This window comes from Massilia sp. BAP21 (genome assembly GCF_057801335.1).
This window is the reverse complement of the sequence record NZ_CM173596.1, coordinates 3,505,259-3,523,126: the sequence shown is the minus strand read 5'-3', so window position 1 is coordinate 3,523,126 and position 17,868 is coordinate 3,505,259. Positions and strand designations below refer to the sequence as shown.

At 64.7% G+C, this 17,868-nt stretch carries 14 protein-coding genes and 2 pseudogenes; 7 read left to right on the top strand and 9 right to left on the bottom strand.

Annotation, left to right across the window (positions count from 1 at the left end; all coding sequences use genetic code 11):
- Nucleotides 1-56 precede the first annotated feature (56 nt).
- From ACWYRN_RS15520 to ACWYRN_RS15500, 5 genes are all read right to left on the bottom strand, one after another.
- A complete protein-coding gene (locus ACWYRN_RS15520; protein ID WP_488688499.1) occupies nucleotides 57-1,874 on the bottom strand; it encodes a glycoside hydrolase family 2 protein in 1,818 nt (605 codons plus the stop codon).
- 14 nt (nucleotides 1,875-1,888) lie between these two features.
- Complete coding sequence (gene galK / locus ACWYRN_RS15515; protein ID WP_488688498.1) at nucleotides 1,889-2,971, bottom strand: galactokinase; 1,083 nt, start codon at nucleotides 2,969-2,971, stop codon at nucleotides 1,889-1,891.
- A complete protein-coding gene (locus tag ACWYRN_RS15510) occupies nucleotides 2,971-4,065 on the bottom strand; it encodes a M24 family metallopeptidase (protein ID WP_488688497.1) in 1,095 nt (364 codons plus the stop codon). Before ACWYRN_RS15510 ends, galK begins: the two co-directional genes overlap by 1 nt.
- A complete protein-coding gene (galT, locus tag ACWYRN_RS15505; RefSeq protein ID WP_488688496.1) occupies nucleotides 4,062-5,156 on the bottom strand; it encodes a galactose-1-phosphate uridylyltransferase in 1,095 nt (364 codons plus the stop codon). Before galT ends, ACWYRN_RS15510 begins: the two co-directional genes overlap by 4 nt.
- A 491-nt stretch (nucleotides 5,157-5,647) precedes the next feature.
- Nucleotides 5,648-7,198, bottom strand: coding sequence for a dipeptidase (locus tag ACWYRN_RS15500; protein ID WP_488688495.1), 1,551 nt, complete (start codon nucleotides 7,196-7,198; stop codon nucleotides 5,648-5,650).
- Nucleotides 7,199-7,321: 123 nt separating this feature from the next.
- On the opposite strand from ACWYRN_RS15500, the gene ACWYRN_RS15495 reads away from it, so the two are divergent.
- From ACWYRN_RS15495 to ACWYRN_RS15485, 3 genes are all read left to right on the top strand, one after another.
- A complete protein-coding gene (locus ACWYRN_RS15495; protein ID WP_488688494.1) occupies nucleotides 7,322-8,185 on the top strand; it encodes a pirin family protein in 864 nt (287 codons plus the stop codon).
- A 96-nt stretch (nucleotides 8,186-8,281) separates the two neighbouring features.
- Entirely contained in the window at nucleotides 8,282-9,310 is a 1,029-nt protein-coding gene (locus ACWYRN_RS15490; protein WP_488688493.1) for an asparaginase, read from the top strand.
- A gap of 80 nt (nucleotides 9,311-9,390) precedes the next feature.
- Entirely contained in the window at nucleotides 9,391-10,422 is a 1,032-nt protein-coding gene (locus ACWYRN_RS15485) for an SDR family NAD(P)-dependent oxidoreductase (protein ID WP_488688492.1), read from the top strand.
- Nucleotides 10,423-10,684: 262 nt separating this feature from the next.
- On the opposite strand, the gene ACWYRN_RS15480 is transcribed toward ACWYRN_RS15485, so the two are convergent.
- Nucleotides 10,685-11,545, bottom strand: coding sequence for a hypothetical protein (locus tag ACWYRN_RS15480; protein WP_488688491.1), 861 nt, complete (start codon nucleotides 11,543-11,545; stop codon nucleotides 10,685-10,687).
- 189 nt (nucleotides 11,546-11,734) lie between these two features.
- Here ACWYRN_RS15480 and ACWYRN_RS15475 point away from each other — a divergent pair, with 189 nt between their 5' ends.
- Entirely contained in the window at nucleotides 11,735-12,190 is a 456-nt protein-coding gene (locus ACWYRN_RS15475) for a MarR family winged helix-turn-helix transcriptional regulator (RefSeq protein WP_488688490.1), read from the top strand.
- Nucleotides 12,191-12,242: 52 nt separating this feature from the next.
- A pseudogene (locus ACWYRN_RS15470) lies at nucleotides 12,243-12,959 on the top strand (IS6 family transposase).
- Nucleotides 12,960-13,262: 303 nt separating this feature from the next.
- On the opposite strand, the gene ACWYRN_RS15465 reads toward ACWYRN_RS15470, so the two are convergent.
- The 3 genes from ACWYRN_RS15465 to ACWYRN_RS15455 are packed head-to-tail and all read right to left on the bottom strand — an operon-like array spanning nucleotide 13,263 to nucleotide 16,437.
- Nucleotides 13,263-14,639: a Dyp-type peroxidase gene (locus tag ACWYRN_RS15465; protein ID WP_488688489.1), complete on the bottom strand. Its 1,377-nt coding sequence runs from the start codon at nucleotides 14,637-14,639 to the stop codon at nucleotides 13,263-13,265.
- 1 nt (nucleotide 14,640) lies between these two features.
- Nucleotides 14,641-15,339 carry a hypothetical protein gene (locus ACWYRN_RS15460; protein WP_005664110.1) on the bottom strand — a complete coding sequence of 233 codons (699 nt, stop codon included), beginning with the start codon at nucleotides 15,337-15,339 and terminating at the stop codon, nucleotides 14,641-14,643.
- 12 nt (nucleotides 15,340-15,351) lie between these two features.
- Complete coding sequence (locus ACWYRN_RS15455; protein ID WP_488688488.1) at nucleotides 15,352-16,437, bottom strand: catalase family protein; 1,086 nt, start codon at nucleotides 16,435-16,437, stop codon at nucleotides 15,352-15,354.
- A 165-nt stretch (nucleotides 16,438-16,602) separates the two neighbouring features.
- On the opposite strand from ACWYRN_RS15455, the gene ACWYRN_RS15450 reads away from it, so the two are divergent.
- Together ACWYRN_RS15450 and ACWYRN_RS15445 are read left to right on the top strand one after the other, a co-directional pair.
- Nucleotides 16,603-17,319, top strand: a complete 717-nt coding sequence (locus tag ACWYRN_RS15450) for an IS6 family transposase (protein WP_488688487.1) — start codon at nucleotides 16,603-16,605, stop codon at nucleotides 17,317-17,319.
- A 57-nt stretch (nucleotides 17,320-17,376) separates the two neighbouring features.
- Nucleotides 17,377-17,724: pseudogene (locus tag ACWYRN_RS15445) on the top strand (LuxR C-terminal-related transcriptional regulator); the annotation flags it as partial.
- Nucleotides 17,725-17,868: the final 144 nt, after the last annotated feature.

The following is a 17,868-nucleotide window of genomic DNA, read 5'->3' as shown; positions in this document are numbered from 1 at the left end:
GGTTATGGAATCCTTCGCTGCTGCGCCCGACCACCCGTGCGCTCGAAGGCGCACTGTCATGCAGGATCTGGTCCGCGCTCCTCCTTGTCTTGCTCGCCGTCGCTGGCAGGCTGCAGCGCCGCATTGCGCGTGGCCGCCGAGATCACCTCGAACGGCAGCTTCGGCGTGCGGTCGGCGTTCAGCAGGCCGTTCGCTTCCTGGAAGGTGTCGGCGAACTGCGTGTAGCAGAAGCCGGCGAACATGAAGGTCTCGTTCACCACCTTCAGCAGCGAGCGGTACAGGTTGTGGAAGCCGTCGGCCGTGGTCGAACGCGAATAACCCCAGGTGCCCTCTTCCGGCTCGCCCTTGGTGTCGAAGGCGATGCCGCCGAACTCGGTCAGCACGATCGGCTGGCCGCGGTGCGGGAAGCCGTCCAGGGTCAGGATGCGCCCGCCCGGACGGCGCTGGTCGAACAGGGTGCGCACCGGGTCGCTCACCTCGTAGCGCGCCTTGACCTTTTCCGGATCGCAGTCGTAGTCGTGGATGCCGAGGATGTCGGTGGCCGAGGCTTCCCAGCCGTCGTTGCCGATCACCGGCCGCGTCGCATCGAGCGTGCGCGTCAGGTGGTACAGCGCCTCCACGGCGTTCCGGTGCGCCTGGGTCAGCGTCAGGTTCGGCACGCCCCAGGATTCGTTGAACGCCACCCAGACGATGATGCAGGGATGGCTGTAGTCGCGCTCGATGGCTTCGGTCCATTCGCGCACCATGCGCGTGATGGCGCGCGGGCTGAAGCGGTAGGCCGAGGGCATCTCTTCCCACACCAGCAGGCCGAGTTTATCGGCCCAGTACAGGTAGCGCGGGTCCTCGATCTTCTGGTGCTTGCGCACGCCATTGAAGCCCATCAGCTTGGCCAGTTCGACGTCGCGCTTCAGGTGCTCGTCGGACGGGCCTGTGAGGAAGGACTCCGGCCAGTAGCCCTGGTCCAGCACCAGGCGCAACTGGTATGGCCTTCCATTGAGCATCAAACGGTCGCGGTTGATCGCGAACGAGCGCAGCGCCGTGTACGAGCGGATGCGGTCGACCACGCGGTCGCCGCAGCGCAGCGTCACTTCGGCGTCGAGCAGGGTCGGCCGCTCGGGGCTCCACAGCAGTTCGTTGCGCGAGTCGTCGATGCCGGGGTCGGACAGTGCGATCTTGCGATTCGCCTCGCCGCCCAGCAGCTTGTAGTGGTCGTCGGCCAGCAGGTGCTCGCCATGCCAGATCTTGACTTCGACGAACATGTCCGGCTGAATCTGGCCGCCGGCGAAGACTTCGCAGCCGATCTCGAAGGTCTCGAAGATCGGCGTCCACTTCAACTTGGCGATATAGGTCTTGTCGACCTGCTCGAGCCACACGGTCTGCCAGATGCCGGTGGTGCGCGGATACCAGATCGAGTGCGGTTCCAGCAGCCAGTCCTGCTTGCCGCGCGGCTTGGCCAGGTCGGCCGGATCGTCTTCCACGTACACGGTCACCACCTGCTGACCATCGGCCTTCAGGGCCGACGTGATGTCGGCCGAAAACGGCGTATGGCCGCCCTCGTGCTCGGCCACCAGCTGGCCGTTCACCCACACGCGCGCCGAATAGTCGACCGCGCCGAAGTGCAGGATGGTGCGGCCTTCGGTCGGGGTGACGGTGAATTCGCGCTGGTACCAGCAGACCCGGTGGAAACCGGTGTCGCCGATGCCGGACATCTGGGTTTCGGGTGCGAACGGCACCTCGATCTCATGCGTCCACTGCGCCACGTCGCCCGGCAGCTTGTAGCGCATCTCGTCGTCGAAGCAGAAGCGCCATTTGCCGTTCAGGCTGGTCCAGTCGTCGCGGACCAGTTGCGGGCGGGGATATTCGAATTGACTCATCGTTTTCCTTTCATTCAGCCGTTACTAGCAGGAACCGGGATCAGGAGCTGCCCCTGCCGTCCGTCCTTGTTGTTGTAAGCATCCACTGCAGCCTGCCCTGCCTGCGCGCCCATGCCGGCGCGGCACAGGGCCACGCAGGCGCCGCCGAAGCCGGCGCCGGTCAGGCGCGCGCCGAACACGCCGTCCTGCTGGCGCAGCAGTTCGCACAGTTCGTCGAGCTCGGGGATCGACACTTCGTAGTCGTCGCGCAGGCTGGCGTGCGAATCGTTCATCAAGGCACCGAAGCGCTCGGCGGAGACGCCCTTCACCGCTTCGAGCACGCGCAGGTCTTCCAGCACCACGTGGCGCGCGCGGCGCCGGATCGGTTCGGGCAGGTCTTCGACCAATGCCGGATCGGTGACGTCGCGCAGCGCCTGCACGCCCAGCTTGCGCGAGGCTTCCTCGCACTCGGCGCGGCGCTCGTTGTACTTGCTGCCGGCCAGCTTGCGCGCGATGCCGGAGTCGATCACGATGATCTCGGCATCCTTCGGCAGGGGCGCCAGGCGGTGCTCCAGCGAGCGGGCGTCGATGAACAGCATATGGCCCTCGTCGGCCAGGCTGGACGCCATCTGGTCCATGATCCCGCAGTTCACGCGGGCGTATTCGATCTCGGCGCGCTGGGCGATGCGCGCCAGCTTGACGTCGTCGAGCTCAAAACCCAGCAGCTCGCGCAGCGCACGCAGGGTCGCCACTTCCAGCGCCGCGCTCGACGACAGGCCGGAACCCACCGGCACGTCGGTCGACACCCAGATGCGCAGCGGCGGCACCTGCACGCCCTCGGCCTCGACCAGGCGGATGCAGCCCTCGATGTAGCTGCCGAAGCCGCTCGGCGCACTGCCGTCGGGGGCGAAGGTCACGTTCGCGTCGAGCGTGCTCGAATAGAAATGGAAATGGCCGTCGCCGCTGCGGCTCATCGCCACCGTGGTGCGCTGGGGCGTGGCCACCGGCAGCATGAAGCCATCGTTGTAGTCGGTATGCTCGCCCAGCAGGTTCACGCGTCCGGGTGCGGATGCATTGACCTCGGGCGCGCCGCCGAAGAAGGAGTCGGTCGTGAGCATCAGATCATCTCCAGCCAGAGTGGACGCTGGCGGCCGTGCACGTTCGCGGCAGGCCACTGCGGGTCACAGGTTAAGTTTTCCAGTCCCTGCGGGCCGAGGAGGAAGGTGTCCTCGATCTTGATGCCCGCAAAGCTGGGGTTGAACGCAAAGGCCATGCCGGGTTCGAGCCCGGTAGCCGTGCTCGGCGTGGCCACGATCTCGCGCGCCAGGTAGCCGGTGATGCCGCCCTGGTGGTGCTCGTTCAGGGCCTCGGCGCGGTCCGCATGCTTGTAGGCTGCGTCAAAAGCGTGGTACACGGCCGAGAGCGACTTGCCCGGCTCCACCGCGCTCAGGCCGGTGGCCTCGACTTCCATCAGCGCGCTTTGTTCCTGTGGCGCCTGGCCGAAGCTGACGAAGCGCGTCAGGTTCGCGTACAGCCCGTGGCGGCGCGCGCAGAACACCAGCATCGCCCGTTTGCCGATCGGCTCGTGGGTCGGCACCGGGTGGCGGTACAAGGGCAAGCGGCGCTCGCCGGCCGCCAGCACCAGGGCCGGGTGGATGCCGCGCCGCCACAGGGCATGCGCCCCGGCGCCGGCCAGCTGGTATTCGGTCCAGTCGGGGCGCGCCGCGCGCAGCACTTCGCTCATCGCCGCGGCTGCTTCGCGCCCCAGGGCGCGGTAGCGCATCTGCTCGGCCTCCCCCAGCACCAGGCGGCGCAGGCGCAGCGCGTGCGGCAGCGGCTGCTCGCCGTTGTGCGGACGGTCCGACAGCACGCTGGCGTCGCCCGCCAGGCCGAGCACGTAGCGTTCGCGCAGCTCGACCTGGGCCCAGGGCGAGGCGTGGAAGCTGAAACCGGCCGGTATCTCTTCCTCGCGCAGGCGCGCAAGCTCGATCTCGTCGGTGAGGATGACGGCTTCGTCCTGGGTCACCAGCACTTCGGCCACGCCGGTCTCGGCGCATTGCAGCACCGCGCTGGAACCGCCGGCCGTGACCCAGGCGAACCAGTCGATGCCGCGCAAGCGGATCGCCGCGGCGCCCGCCTTATTCAGGCATTCGCGCAGCAGCGCCAGCTTGGCCTGCACCTCCGCCGAGCGCAGTTGCAAGGCTTCGCTCATGCGTCCTCCTCGAGCGACACCTGCACCGCCTGCAGCTCGGCGGCCGTGTTCTCGGGCAGCACGTCCATTGCGAACATGCCGGCGCCGAGCTCGGTGCCGGCCAGGTATTTCAGGCGCTCGCGCGAGCGGTAAGGCGGGTAGAACTGGGCGTGCAGCTGGGTTTCCGGATGCTCCATGCCGTCGGTCGGCGCCTGGTACCAGGCCATCAGGTAAGGGAAAGGCCGGTTCCACATGGTTTCGTACTTCAGCAGCACGGTCTTGAGCGCGCGCGCCAGGCTGGTGCGCTGCGCGTCGGACAGCGACGCGAAGTCCTTGCACGGCGCGCTCGGCATCACCCACACCTCGTAGGGGTAGCGGGCGCAGGCGGGCACGAAGGCGATCGCGTGCTCGTCCTCGAACAGCACGCGCCGGCCATCTTCCGATTCCTTCTTCGCCATGTCGCACAGCAGGCTGGTGCCATGTTCGAGGTACCAGTCGCGCTCCTGGGCCAGCATGCGCTCGGGCACCTGTGGGATGAAGGGATAGGAATAGATCTGGCCGTGCGGATGGTGCAGGGTCACGCCGACTTCGCTGCCGCGGTTCTCGAAGGGCAGCACGTACTGGATGTGCGGCTGCGCGCCGATGCGCGTGGTGCGGTCGCCCCAGACCTTGAACAGCAATTCGATGCGCGACAGCGGCAGGTGCACCAGGGCCGCGTTCGGGTCTTGCGTGAAGACCACCACTTCGCAGTGGCCGTTGGCGGGCGCGGTCGGCACCGTCAGGCTTGGCGGGTCGTGCGATTCCAGCGCCAGCGAGGGGAAGCGGTTGTCGAAGACAGCCACTTCATAGTCGCCCTGGGGCAGCTCGGTGGGATTCGCGGGGTCGGTCGTGACCGCCAGCGGGTTGTACTGGGGTGGCGGCTGGAAGGTGCGGTTCTGGCGGAACCCTGCGTAGGTCACCCACTCGCCGCGCAGGGGGTGCCAGCGCAGGTGCGGGTTTGCGTTCATCGGGTCGGGGAAAGGACTGGGCGCGATGAGCCCGTCCGGAATCGGCTGGTTGCTGTAGAGGGTAAGGGGTCGTCCGTCGGGCTTGGTCAGTTCTTTGCTGTACATGGCTTCGCTAATGTCGGGCAGTCCACAAACATTCGCAGGCACGGCAGGCCCTGCAAACGCGGCTAGGGAACGATCCTAACATGGCGTTTTCACCACACTTTCTGGAGGGAACAGAGGGATTTTCCGCTGGTTAATGACTCATTGGAAGCGGACCAAAGGAATTGCTGCAGGTGCGTAGTGCGCTCCTATGAAGAGCGGGGGGAATGGCTGGGTTGGCTTCGTCAAAGATGCAATCTTGTAGGTCTAAGCCTACAAAACGAATGGCAGTATTGACACGGCGCGGGGAGAAAAGCTCTTACAAGCTCAACAGGGTGAGATGTGGGGTTTTGTAGGGTGGGCACTTGTGCCCACCTGGATCACCCTTCGAATCAACGGGGTGCTGAATTCAGCGTCCTATTTCAGACGCCGCGTGGCATCAATCGATGAGACCGCGTGGGCTCAGGAGCCCACCCTACGAAAAGCGATGATTCACCGTTTCGATCAAGCCAGCTTTACTTGGCCAGCTCGGCCAGTACCGCCGTGTACATCTGCAAATTGAGCAGCAGCTGCTTGAGCGTGATGAATTCGTGCTCCGAGTGCCCGGTGTACACCTTGCCCGGCATCGCCGGCCCGAAGCTCACCGCGTTCGGGAACAGGCGCGAATTGGTGCCGCCGCCGATCGCCACCGGCTTCGGGTCCTTGATGCCGGTGAAATAGGAGAACACGTTCATCAGCACCGGCAACTGCGGCGCATCCTTGCGCACCCAGGGTTCGCCCGTGCGTACCGTGATGTTGGCCAGCTCCATGTTGCGGCCCTGCCACTGCGCCAGCGCCGCATTCACCTCGTTCGTCAGCTGTTCGATGCTCTTGCCTTGCGGGCGGCGCAGATTGATCGAGACCTCGATGCCGTCCTCGCGCTGCTTGATCACGGTGGGCGCCACCGTCATCGGCCCCATGAAGCTGTCGCGGTAGGCGATCGCGCCGAACTTCTCGCCGTACAGGCCCGTGCCCACCAGCTCGTTCAGGTAGTTCACGACGCCGCCGGCCGTGGTGTTCGGCCAGGTGCGCACGGCCAGCGCGTCGGCCAGCATGGCAATCGCGTTCACGCCGTCTTCGGGCTTGGACGAATGCGCGGACAAACCGTTGGCCGTCACGTGCAAGTCGTTCCCCTTGCGCTCGAACGTGTAGCGCATGCCCTCCTGCTTCGCGCCGCGGGCCTTGATCTGGGCTTCCAGCGCCGGCGTGGCGTTGGCGACGACCGCGCTGGCGTCTTCCGGAATCTGGCTGCCGAAGAAGCCGCCGGCAAAGGCGACGATCTGCGGCTCGCCCGCAGGCACCGCGTCCGGCGCCGTCTTCGGGATCGTCACCGCGATGGTGCCCGAGGCCTTTTCGGCCACCACGGCCGGATACTCGGCGTCGAGCGTGATGCTCACCTGGGGCGGCTCGTGGGTCTTGAGGAAGTCGACCAGCGGCTGCCAGTTCGATTCCTCGCCCATGTACACATACAGTTCGATGCGTTTCGAGAGCGGCAGCTGCTGGTCCTTCAGCGCCTTCATCGCATACAGCGCGGTGGCGATCGGGCCCTTGTCGTCCTCGGCGCCGCGCGCCAGCAGCTTGCCCGGTTCGCTGGTCTGATCCAGCACGAAAGGCGACTTCTTCCACTTCTTCGGATCGACCGGCTGCACGTCGCCGTGAGTCACGACGCCGACGCGTTCCGTGCCCTGCCCCATGCCGACGACCACCACCCAGCCATGGTCGGCGAAGTCGAAACCGAGACGGTCTGCCTCGCTTTTCAGGTAGGCCTTGAAGGCGATGTGCTGCGGGTCGCGGTCGGACGGCACGTTCGGGTCGGCCACCGTGTTGTAGCTGACCAGTTTGCCCAGGGTGTCGACCACCGCGGTACGGTAGGTCGTGACGGCGTACTTGGCGGCCTTGACGGCGGCGTCGCTTGGGGCGGCGGCGGTGGATTTCGTGTCGGGTTTGGCAGTTACGCTGTCCTGGGGTGCGGCGACGGCATGCGCCGCGCAGGCCAGCAGCAGGCTGGCGAGTATCGTTCTTTTCATAGGTGCCATAGTCTCCATTGCAAAGGCGCAACGAGTCTAGCACAGCACCCTGCGGCGAGTTAGCGCGCAATCCGCGCGTTTTCCGCTATCGTAACGATCATCCAAGCACACTGAGAGCCCACCATGAGCGACAAGACCGTCACCCGGGTCCACCCCGCCCTGCGCGACGACATCGGCGACCTGATCACCCAGCGCCCTGTCCCCAGCGCCCACCTGGACCAGGTCGATCCCTTCCTGTTCCTGAACCACCACGGCCCCCAGACCTACCCGCCGCACAACCGCGGCCTGCCTTTTGGCCCGCACCCGCACCGCGGCTTCGAGACCGTCACGTTCATCCTGGAGGGCATGCTGACCCACAAGGACAGCGCCGGCCACGAGAGCATCATCCGCGCCGGCGGCGTGCAGTGGATGACGGCCGGCAGCGGCCTGATCCATGCCGAGATCTCGCCGCGCGAATTCCTGGAGACCGGCGGCCCGCTGGAAATCCTGCAGCTGTGGGTGAATTTGCCGCCGCACCTGAAGATGACCCAGCCAGCCTATACCGGCCTGCAGAAGGACCAGATCCCCGCCCTGTCCCTGGACGACGGCAAGGCCACCATGCACCTGGTCTCCGGCACCTGGGACGGCACGACCGGCCCGGTGGAGTCGCTCACCGGCGTCTTCATGAGCACGATCGAACTGCGTCCCGGCGCCAGCCTGCGCATCGGCGACATGGCGCGCCGCAGCGTCTTCCTGTACGTGGTGCGCGGCGCCGCCCAGGTCGGCAACTACGAGGACCGCGTCGGCGCCTTCCACCTGGTCGAGCTGAGCAGCGACGGCGACGAAATCCTGCTGTCTTCGGCCGAAGGCGCGCTGGTGCTGTTCGGCCACGCCGAGCCGATCGGCGCGCCGGTGGTGTCGCACGGGCCCTTCGTGATGAATTCGCGCGCCGAGATCGAGCAGGCGATCCGCGACTACCAGGCGGGCAAGTTCGGGGCGCCGATGTAATCGCCCCCTGTCACAGTAGATGCAACGCAGCCGTGGCGCTGCGTTTGCGCGCGCTGCGCTAGAGTGAACGGGTCCCTACTTTTGCGAGACCCGAGCATGCAAGCAGCGCCCATCCCCCTGGTGGCCACCACCCGTGGCTACCCTTCCGCCGGCTACACGATCGAGAACGTGCACGCCGGTTCGGTCGCCGTCGTCGACGCCTCCGGCCGCCTGGTCGCCTGGGCCGGCGACCCGCACTACCAGACCTTTACCCGCTCCGCCCTGAAGCCCTTCCAGGCCCTGCCCTTCCTGCTGTCCGATGGCCCGAACAAGTTCGGCCTGGCCCAGGAAGAACTGGCGCTGCTCTGCGCCAGCCATTCCGGCGAAGAAAAGCATTTGGCCGGCGTACGCTCCATCCTCGGCAAGATCGATGTGGGCGCCGAGCACCTGGAATGCGGCTGCGGCGTGCCCCTGTATTACGACTTCGTGAACCTGCCGGCGCCGATCGACCGCCAGTGGACGCCGGTGCACCACAACTGCTCGGGCAAGCACAGCGGCTTCCTGGGCTGGTGCCGCCTGCACGGCGTGCCGACCGCGCACTACGTCGACCCGGACCACCCGCTGCAGCGGGCGATCCGCGCCAGCCTGGCCGATGCCGTCGACCTGCCGGAGTCCGCCATGCCGACCGGGATCGACGGCTGCTCGGCGCCGAACTACGCTCTCCCCTTGTCGAAACTGGCCCACCTGTATGCGCGCCTGGGGCAAGGCGGAAAGGACGCGCGCCTGGGCGGCGCTCTCGGCCCGCTGTTCGACGCCATGACCGGCCACCCGGACATGGTCTCGGGCACCGAGCGCAGCGACCTGGTGATCATGACCGCCGGCGACGGCGACTGGGTGGCAAAGGTCGGCGCCGACGCGGTGCAGGCCATCGGCATCCGCTCGGCCGGCATCGGCATCGCCATCAAGATCGCCGACGGCAACAGCCGCGGCATGCACACCGTGACCTACAACGTGCTCGACCAGCTCGGCCTGCTCGACGACGCCAAACGCACCGTGCTGGAACGCTTCCGCCGCCCGGAGATCCGCAACGCGCGCGGCACGCTGGCGGGCGACATCCGGCCGCTGTTCACGCTGCAGCGCGCCTGAGCCGTTCCTTGCAGTATCGTACGCAGGCAGAGCCGGCTTCCGTTCTAGGATAAGACCATCGTATTCGATGGAGCCTGACAATGACCCAGCCCTGCCTGACCACGGCGTGGCGCTCGCTGCGCGCCTTTGTTCTGCTGCCGCTGCTGCTACTGACCGGTTGCGCCACCGCGCTCTCGCAAAGCGAAGCGCAGGCGGTGGCCGGCAAGACCTATGTCGTCACCGGCGCCTCCAGCGGCTTCGGGCGCGGCGTCGCCCTCAAGCTGGGCGCGATGCGCGCCAACGTGGTGCTGGCCGCGCGCCGCACGCAGGTGCTGGAAGAAGTGGCGGCCCAGGTGAAAAGCGCCGGCGGCACGCCGCTGGTGGTGACCACCGACGTCGCCAACCCGGACGACGTGGAACGCCTGGCCGCCGCCACCGTGCAGCGCTTCGGCCGCATCGACGTCTGGATCAACAATGCCGGCGTGGGCGCGATCGGCGAATTCGAGAAGATTCCCCTGGCCGACCATGCGCGCATCGTCGACGTCAACCTGAAGGGCGTGATCTACGGCAGCCACGTGGCGCTGCGCCAGTTCCGCCAGCAGGGCGGCGGCAAGCTGGTGAACATCGGCTCGGTCGAAAGCGAAATCCCGCTGGCCTACCACGCCACCTATGCTTCGACCAAGGCCGCCATCCTGAGCCTGGGCCGCGCCCTGCGCGAAGAGCTCCGCCTGGGCGGGCAGCGCAACATCGCGATTGCCACCGTGCTGCCGTGGGCGGCCGATACGCCCTTCTTCGACCATGCCGCCAACTACACCGGCCGCGCGCCGCGCATGGCGTGGATGGACGATCCGGACAAGGTGGCCGACATCATCGTGCGCGCGTCCGTGTATCCGCGCGAGGAAGTGCCGGCCGGGTGGAAGGCGCGCGGGGCCTACTGGTCGCACCGGATTACGCCGGACGTGACCGAGCGCCTGTCGGCGAATATCGCCCATGCGGAGCAGTTCGAAAAGGCGGGGCCGGCGCAAAATGGCAGCAATGCCGTGCATCAGCCGACGGCGGGCGGGACCGGTGTCGACGGCGGCGTGCGGGCGCGGATGGAGCGGGAAGACGCGGCGCGCAAGGCCGGACAGTAGGATCAGTTGGTATCGCCGACCGTACGGTGGGGTCTTTGAGGCCGGGGGCCTCAAAGACGAAGTGCCCACGCGGAACGCGCCGCTATGTCGGCGTTGTTTTCTGCGGGCTAGCGGATCATTGCCAGCGTCTCCAGATGATCATTCCGAGACGTTTCGACATGCGCGCGATACGTCATCCACCAACGCCATCACCATGCATCCTTCCGCGTGGGCACGGAGTGCCCACCGTACGGTCACCGTTACCACCGCAATGCCGCCGCGGTCATTCAATCATCCGCCTGATCATCCCCGCCAGCGGCTCCAGCACCGCATCGTCCTGCCAGTACGCGCTGTGCGACAACGGATTCCAGCTCTTGAGCATCCAGTTCACCGCCCCCTGCCCCGCATTGATCGCCCGGTCTTCCACCAGCACCCGGTAGTCCTCGGACAAGGGCTGCAGCGGCCAGCCCAGCACATCGTCCGGGTCGTACAGATTCAGCCAGTGAAAGATCGGCGTCGGCGGCGCGATCGGCTTGATGTGCATGTTGCGGTGCGCGGCCACGAAGATCGGGATATTGCAGCCCGTGGTCAGCATTCCGCTGCAGGTGCCGCCGGCCAGGTAAAGCTTCTCGCGCTCGCTCAGCGCCCGCCCCACCGCCATGCGCGCCCAGGCGTCGATGTCGCGCCACACGCCCGCCTCCACGCGCCCGCCGGCGCGCGCCTTCTGGGCGTCGTACAGGTAGCTCGATAGCACCTGGCAGCCGAGCGAATGCGCCAGGAACACCACCGGCATCGCGTGGTTCGCCGTGCAGGCGCCGAGCAGGTTGCGCGCGATCTCGCCCTGCGCCAGTTCGTACACCGAGCCCGGGATCTCCTTGCGGTTTTCCAGCCCGGCGGCGTCGGCAAAGCCGAACAGCATGAACTTGCGCAGCTCGTCATAGTGCACCTTGCTCTGGCTGTCGACCCGGTTCCACACCAGCTGCTCGTTCTTTTGCAGGATGCCCTGGTAATACACCGAATAGCAGGCGAGCCGCTCGCGCAGGTCCGGCCCCAGGCGCGCACGCATCTGCCCGAACACGCCGGCCGCGTAGTCGCGCGGCGTTTCGCCCATTCCGTGGACTGAGACGAGTGCGACAGTGGGCATGGCGGCCTCCTCTGGAAGAGTAAGAATCCACTTAATAGTTGAAGCAAATTCCGATCACCAGCTTACCACTCCACGGCTGCGCACGCTCATCGCACGACGGCGCTCCCGCCCCTCCTGAAAACTGCCGCTTTACTCACAGATGTTGCTCAGATTAAAATAGATAGCTACCTACTGAATAACCACCTAATCATGTCCCATCTACCGAATCCGGCGCTCACGCCGGCCGAACGCTTCTCGATGGCCCTGCACGCCACCGCGCGCGAGTGGCGCATCGCCATCGACAAGCGCCTGAAGGACCTGGGCGTCGGCCAGTCCGGCTGGATGACCATCGCCATGATCGCCAAGGCGAAGGAACCGCTGTCGCAACGCGCCCTGGCCGATTTGCTCGGCATCGAAGGCCCGTCGATCGTCTCCATGCTCGACCGCCTCGAGCGCGACGGCCTGGTACGGCGCGAACCCTCCCCGCTCGACCGCCGCGTCAAGCTAGCCCACCTCACCGACGATGGCCGCGCCCTGTACGCCAAGGTGCGGGAGGAAGCCGATGCCTTCCGCTCGGCCATGCTCGACGGCCTCGACCCCTCCACCCTGAACGCCGCGACCGACCTGCTGGAAGGCCTGCGCGCCCGCATTGGAGAGGGTCTGTGAACGGCTCTGGTGCAAACCTGCAGCTCAGCTAGAATGACGGCCTTTGCCTAACATGCGTAGTCACGCGAGCACGAGCGACCTGTTCAAGGGCCGACACTTCGAACAAGAGATCATCATCCTTTGCGTGCGCTGGTACCTGCGTTATAAGCTGTCGTACCGAGACCTGGTCGAGATGATGGCTGAGCGAGGCCTGCCGATCGCTCACACGACAATCCTGCGTTGGGTTCAGCGGTACGCACCGGAGTTCGACAAACGCTGAAGCCGCTTCGCGACGTCGGCTGGCACCTCCTGGCGGGTGGACGAGACCTACGTCAGAATCCGCGGCCAGTGGGCTTATCTCTACCGGGCTGTCGACTCGGCCGGCAATACCGTCGACTTCCGGCTCAGCCCGCGGCGCAACGTCGCTTCGGCCAAGGCATTCTTTCGTAAAGCCATACGTTCTCAAGGCCGGTCACCCGAGACTATTACGCTGGACGGTTATGCCGCTTCCCACCGTGCCGTTCGCGAACTTCAAGAGCAGGGACGTCTTCCTGACTTAACGAAGCTTCGCTCGTCAAAATATCTGAACAATCTGATCGAGCAGGACCATCGCAATGTCAAATCCAGACTTGGAACGATGCTGGGTTTAAAAAGCTTCACTTCCGCTACCACGACAATACAAGGTATTGAGCTCATGCATCGCATTCGCAAAGGGCAGTTCGACCTACGAGGTCTGGGAACTCAGGGGCAAACTCCATCCGAAATCTGGGCAGCTGTTCTGGCTGCGTGAACTCAGCCGGCGCACCGGCAGGTTAGCGTGCCTTTGTCCATAATTTGCACCAGAGCCGCTTGTTTTAACTGAAGCTGCAGGTTGATCGGCACCTAACATGCGGTAGGTCCGAACCAAGCATCCCACCAACATTCGACATTAGAAACCATATTATCGGGTTCTCTAGTGTATGGAGTTTAAATTCGAGGTATTCACTAGAATCCTCTTCAAGAGTGGCTGCAAGCCGACGGTTGGCGGCGCATCCGTGAAGCAGTCTTCCTACGCCTGCGGGCCAACGGTTACAGCTTCCTGTTCCGCAGATTATTAACGTGCCCAACCGGCCTCGCCGATCCAGCGTAGCGCTGCCAGCGAGGGCATGAACAGGTACTCGCCGCCCTTGAGCTGGTTGAACGTAGTCACGCCGTCCAACCGGCGCCGCACTGGCGACTGCGGCAGCGTGAAACTGCCAGGCGTCTCGTGCAGGCCGACGATAGCGTCGCGCTCCGTGCCCAAGTCGATGAAATTGCCGCGGTTGATCCATTCCTGTTGAAGAAACTCGATGGTGTCATAGGCGCGTGCACTGATGAAGATGAAGAAGATGCCGCGCTCGCTCCGTGCATCGTCTGCCGCCGTTACCTCGCGACTCCATTTGGGGCCGAAGGTCGAGGACCGCCGGATAATGCGGTGGATGTTCACATCGGTCAGGATCGTCAGCCTGCTGTCGCGCGGATTCAGGCGCCGCATGTGGGACGCATGCGGGCAGACCAGGCCGCGCGGATCCGTCGAAAAATCGAAATCGTTGTTGCGGTTCGGGTCGGCGCCCAGTGCCGGATCGTCGCGCCCCGGCGCCAGGATCAGTGGCGCCCCGCTACGCCAGCGGCCGACCAGCTTAGCAGCAAGCAGCTCTTCGTCAGATTCACTGGCCGCCTGGCTACGCACGAAGTCGTTAAACGCGCCCACCTGACTGGCGTACTTGCGCAGCACCACGAAAGAACCATTGCGTCCTAACTCGGGCGGATCCGGCATCGCCACCGGCGCTCCGGTCTCGCTGTTTTCGCCGAGGATGAATTCGCCGGCCGCGATCGCGCGTTCCTGGCCCGGCAGCGCATCGACGCCGCTGCCGGCAACCGCTGGCTGCGAAATCGAATCGCGGAAGCCGAAGGGGTTTTTGGCATCGGCATCAGCGCCGAATGTGTGGGTACCGAGCAAAGTCACGCCGTGCGAGCGCGCCAGTTCGCCCATGGCCTTAGCGCGCGCTGTTTCGAGCGCGGCGTCGTCGCGTGCATAGATCGTCAGCGCCAGGTGGCAGGCGCCGGGGCGGAACGCTTCATCCCAGTGTTCGGGCGCATTGACGTCGACGTCGCGCAACTGCTCGGCGCGCGCCGCCATGCCTTGCTGGAAAGGCAGCGGAAAACTCTTGAGCGAGGATTCCGGCAGACCCAGCGCCTTCAAGCCCTCGAAGCTGAGCGCGGCGCCGGTCCAGGCATCGCGGTCGTCGGTCCAGCCGGCCGCAGAAGGGATGTGGGCGGCCAGACGGCGCACCAGGTCGCGTCCTCCTTCCTCATCCTCGAAACGCAGCATCGCGTGGATGCCGACATAGGGTTCGGGACGAGAACGCAGGATCAGGGCCTGGATGTCGTCTAGGGCCAGCGTCACCCGTTCACGCTGGAAGCGCGCTTTCAGATCGTTGAGCAGGCCCATGTCAGTAATCCACCCCTTCTGGCTGCGAGATCGTGGCAGTGAGGGTGTCCAGCGCCTTGCGTGTCGCCTCGTCCGCAGGCGGATGCGGGGCCATGGCGTCGAAGAAGGTGTCCAGCGCCTTTTCCATCCGCTGGTAGCGGCGGGTGTCGACCACGGTCACCTGCGGATTGGCGACAAACCAGCCGGCGGCGTCGATCTGGTGCGATGCGATGAAGTCTTTCACCTTCGGGCTGGTGATGCCGGGCCAGCCCTCCACGTTCGCGAATAGCAGGTCCATCAGTTCTGGAATCTTGGTCGCGAAGTCATTGATGTAGCTGTCCCAGTCGCCGTCATAGGTGGTGGCGAACAGGATGCGTGTGTCGTTGTCGAAGAAAACAAAGCGCATGTCGTGCAAGGTAGAGACGCGCTGGGCGCCATCCATATTGCCGTTGGTGAGATCGAAGATGCGGCGCAGACGGTCGGCGCCGCCCGGCTTGAGCGGCGCGATGGCCGTCAGCTCGGACACGTTCCCGGACTGCTTGCCGGCGCGCCCGGCCGATCTGGCGCTGCCTTTCAGGTCGGGATTGTGCTTGCGCACCATCGCTTCCAGTGCGATCTTGGCAAGATGCGGCGCGTCGTGCGCAACCGCGTCGATGCGGCGCCTGACTTCCTGCAGCCAGGTTTCGTCGTCCAGGCGCGGGTCGGTGGTCTTGTCGGTCATGGTTCTGGCTCCTCAGTCTGGGATGTCGGAAGGCTGCGATGGCTCCGTGCGCGGACGCGCATTCATCGTGTGCCGATACGCGCTCGAACGCTCGTAGGCCGCGCGCCGGATGCGCATGATGCCGCCCAGCGGCCGGTGCGCCTCGATGCCGTTCCAGGGGTTGAAGGAAAGGACATCGTCGCCATACACTTGGCGCTGCGGCGTCGCAGTCGGTTGCGGAGGGAAGCGCAGCGTGGCGATAGGGCAGTGTGGCGAACGCTCCTCGCTCCATCGTACGGCAGCGTCTTCGACCGGCATCGCCGCCAGATCGACGCACAACTGCGCCGACAGTTCGTATTCGGCGCCATGCTCGGCAAAGAAGGCACTGACGGCGTCGCGCATGCAGGCATCATGCACCTCTGTCAGAGGCTGCCCTGTTAACGTACGCACCTCTGCAGACTTGGGCGCGAGCGCGAGCTTGGCAATGTAGTCGCCAAAGCGGATCGCCGCCTGTGTGTGGTAAGTCTCGCCGAGCGGATGGTAATTATCGCGCGCCAATCCTTCGAGCGTTGCGCCTGGTTCCATACCCAGTGCCTGCACTAGCTCTTTCGCGCCACGCGCGGTGCCAGCCACCAGCCGTTGGAAGGTATCCGGCGCATGTGAATTGGCTTCGAGCAGCGCTAGCATCTGCTTGTACTTCGGGATGGTGCCGAAGGCAAGCACCGGAAAGTTCACCATCAGAAAATCCTGGTTGGCGCCAGCAATGCCGGGCGACAGGCGCTCGCCCTCCACGCCCATCACCTTGAGCGCAAAGCCGCGCGGTGCCGGAATCTTGTCGGAGTGGATGTCGCCGGGTGCCGAGGATAGGCGCGCGACAACGTGGTAGCTGCGCGCCTCGGCGAAAATCCCCTGACGCAGCTCGGGCGGCAAATTCGCATGCACCGCTAGTTCGCCAATCAGCAGGCCATTGGACTTGGCATGGGCGTCGCGGACTGCGTGACGGTGACGCTCGAAGGCGCAGCGGTTGGCGGCCGCCATCTGTTCGACGATCTGGTCTGTCAGGTGTGCTTCGTCTTCAGAAACCGTTTCTACATCAGGGGCATAGGGAAAAGGACGCACAGCGACACTCCTTAAAAAGTTGCATTAAAAGCATCATTGAGTTGTATGTTAGGAGATAATTTGTTGCAGTGCAACCGAGTGAACACTCTATCGTAAAGCTTGACGCAACTGCTGCGGCTCTGGTGCAAACCTGCAGCTCAGCTAGAATGACGGCCTTTGCCTAACATGCGTAGTCACGCGAGCACGAGCGACCTGTTCAAGGGCCGACACTTCGAACAAGAGATCATCATCCTTTGCGTGCGCTGGTACCTGCGTTATAAGCTGTCGTACCGAGACCTGGTCGAGATGATGGCTGAGCGAGGCCTGCCGATCGCTCACACGACAATCCTGCGTTGGGTTCAGCGGTACGCACCGGAGTTCGACAAACGCTGGAGCCGCTTCGCGACGTCGGCTGGCACCTCCTGGCGGGTGGACGAGACCTACGTCAGAATCCGCGGCCAGTGGGCTTATCTCTACCGGGCTGTCGACTCGGCCGGCAATACCGTCGACTTCCGGCTCAGCCCGCGGCGCAACGTCGCTTCGGCCAAGGCATTCTTTCGTAAAGCCATACGTTCTCAAGGCCGGTCACCCGAGACTATTACGCTGGACGGTTATGCCGCTTCCCACCGTGCCGTTCGCGAACTTCAAGAGCAGGGACGTCTTCCTGACTTAACGAAGCTTCGCTCGTCAAAATATCTGAACAATCTGATCGAGCAGGACCATCGCAATGTCAAATCCAGACTTGGAACGATGCTGGGTTTAAAAAGCTTCACTTCCGCTACCACGACAATACAAGGTATTGAGCTCATGCATCGCATTCGCAAAGGGCAGTTCGACCTACGAGGTCTGGGAACTCAGGGGCAAACTCCGTCCGAAATCTGGGCAGCTGTTCTGGCTGCGTGAACTCAGCCGGCGCACCGGCAGGTTGGCGTACCTTTGTCCATAATTTGCACCAGAGCCGGTTATCTCACCAAGGAAAGCGCGGGCACGCAGCTGGTGGGGGCGATCCGCAAGGTGGCCTCGGGGCGGCCCTACATCAGCACCGAAGTGGCCGAGCAACTGGCCCTGAACATCATGGCGCCGAACGAGCAATTGCTGCACAAGCAGTTGTCGGACCGCGAGTTCGAGGTGTTTTCGCTGCTGGTGGGCGGCAAGTCGATCACCGAGATCGCCAACAATTTGCACTTGTCGGTGAAAACCGTCAGCACCCACAAGACGCGCATCATGCAGAAGATGGGCATGACTTCGTTGTCGGAAATGGTGCAATATGCGGTGGCGCACCGCCTGCTGGCGCCGATGAAGGCTTGATCGCGCCGCCGTATGCTGGCGTGAAAGTATTTCCGGCACGACTGCGCTATAAGCAACAATGCGTCGTGACGCGTCAAGAAGCCTAATCAACTTGGACACCGTCCAGTCGCATTCGTGCCACCAGCGCCACGCGCAGTTTGATCC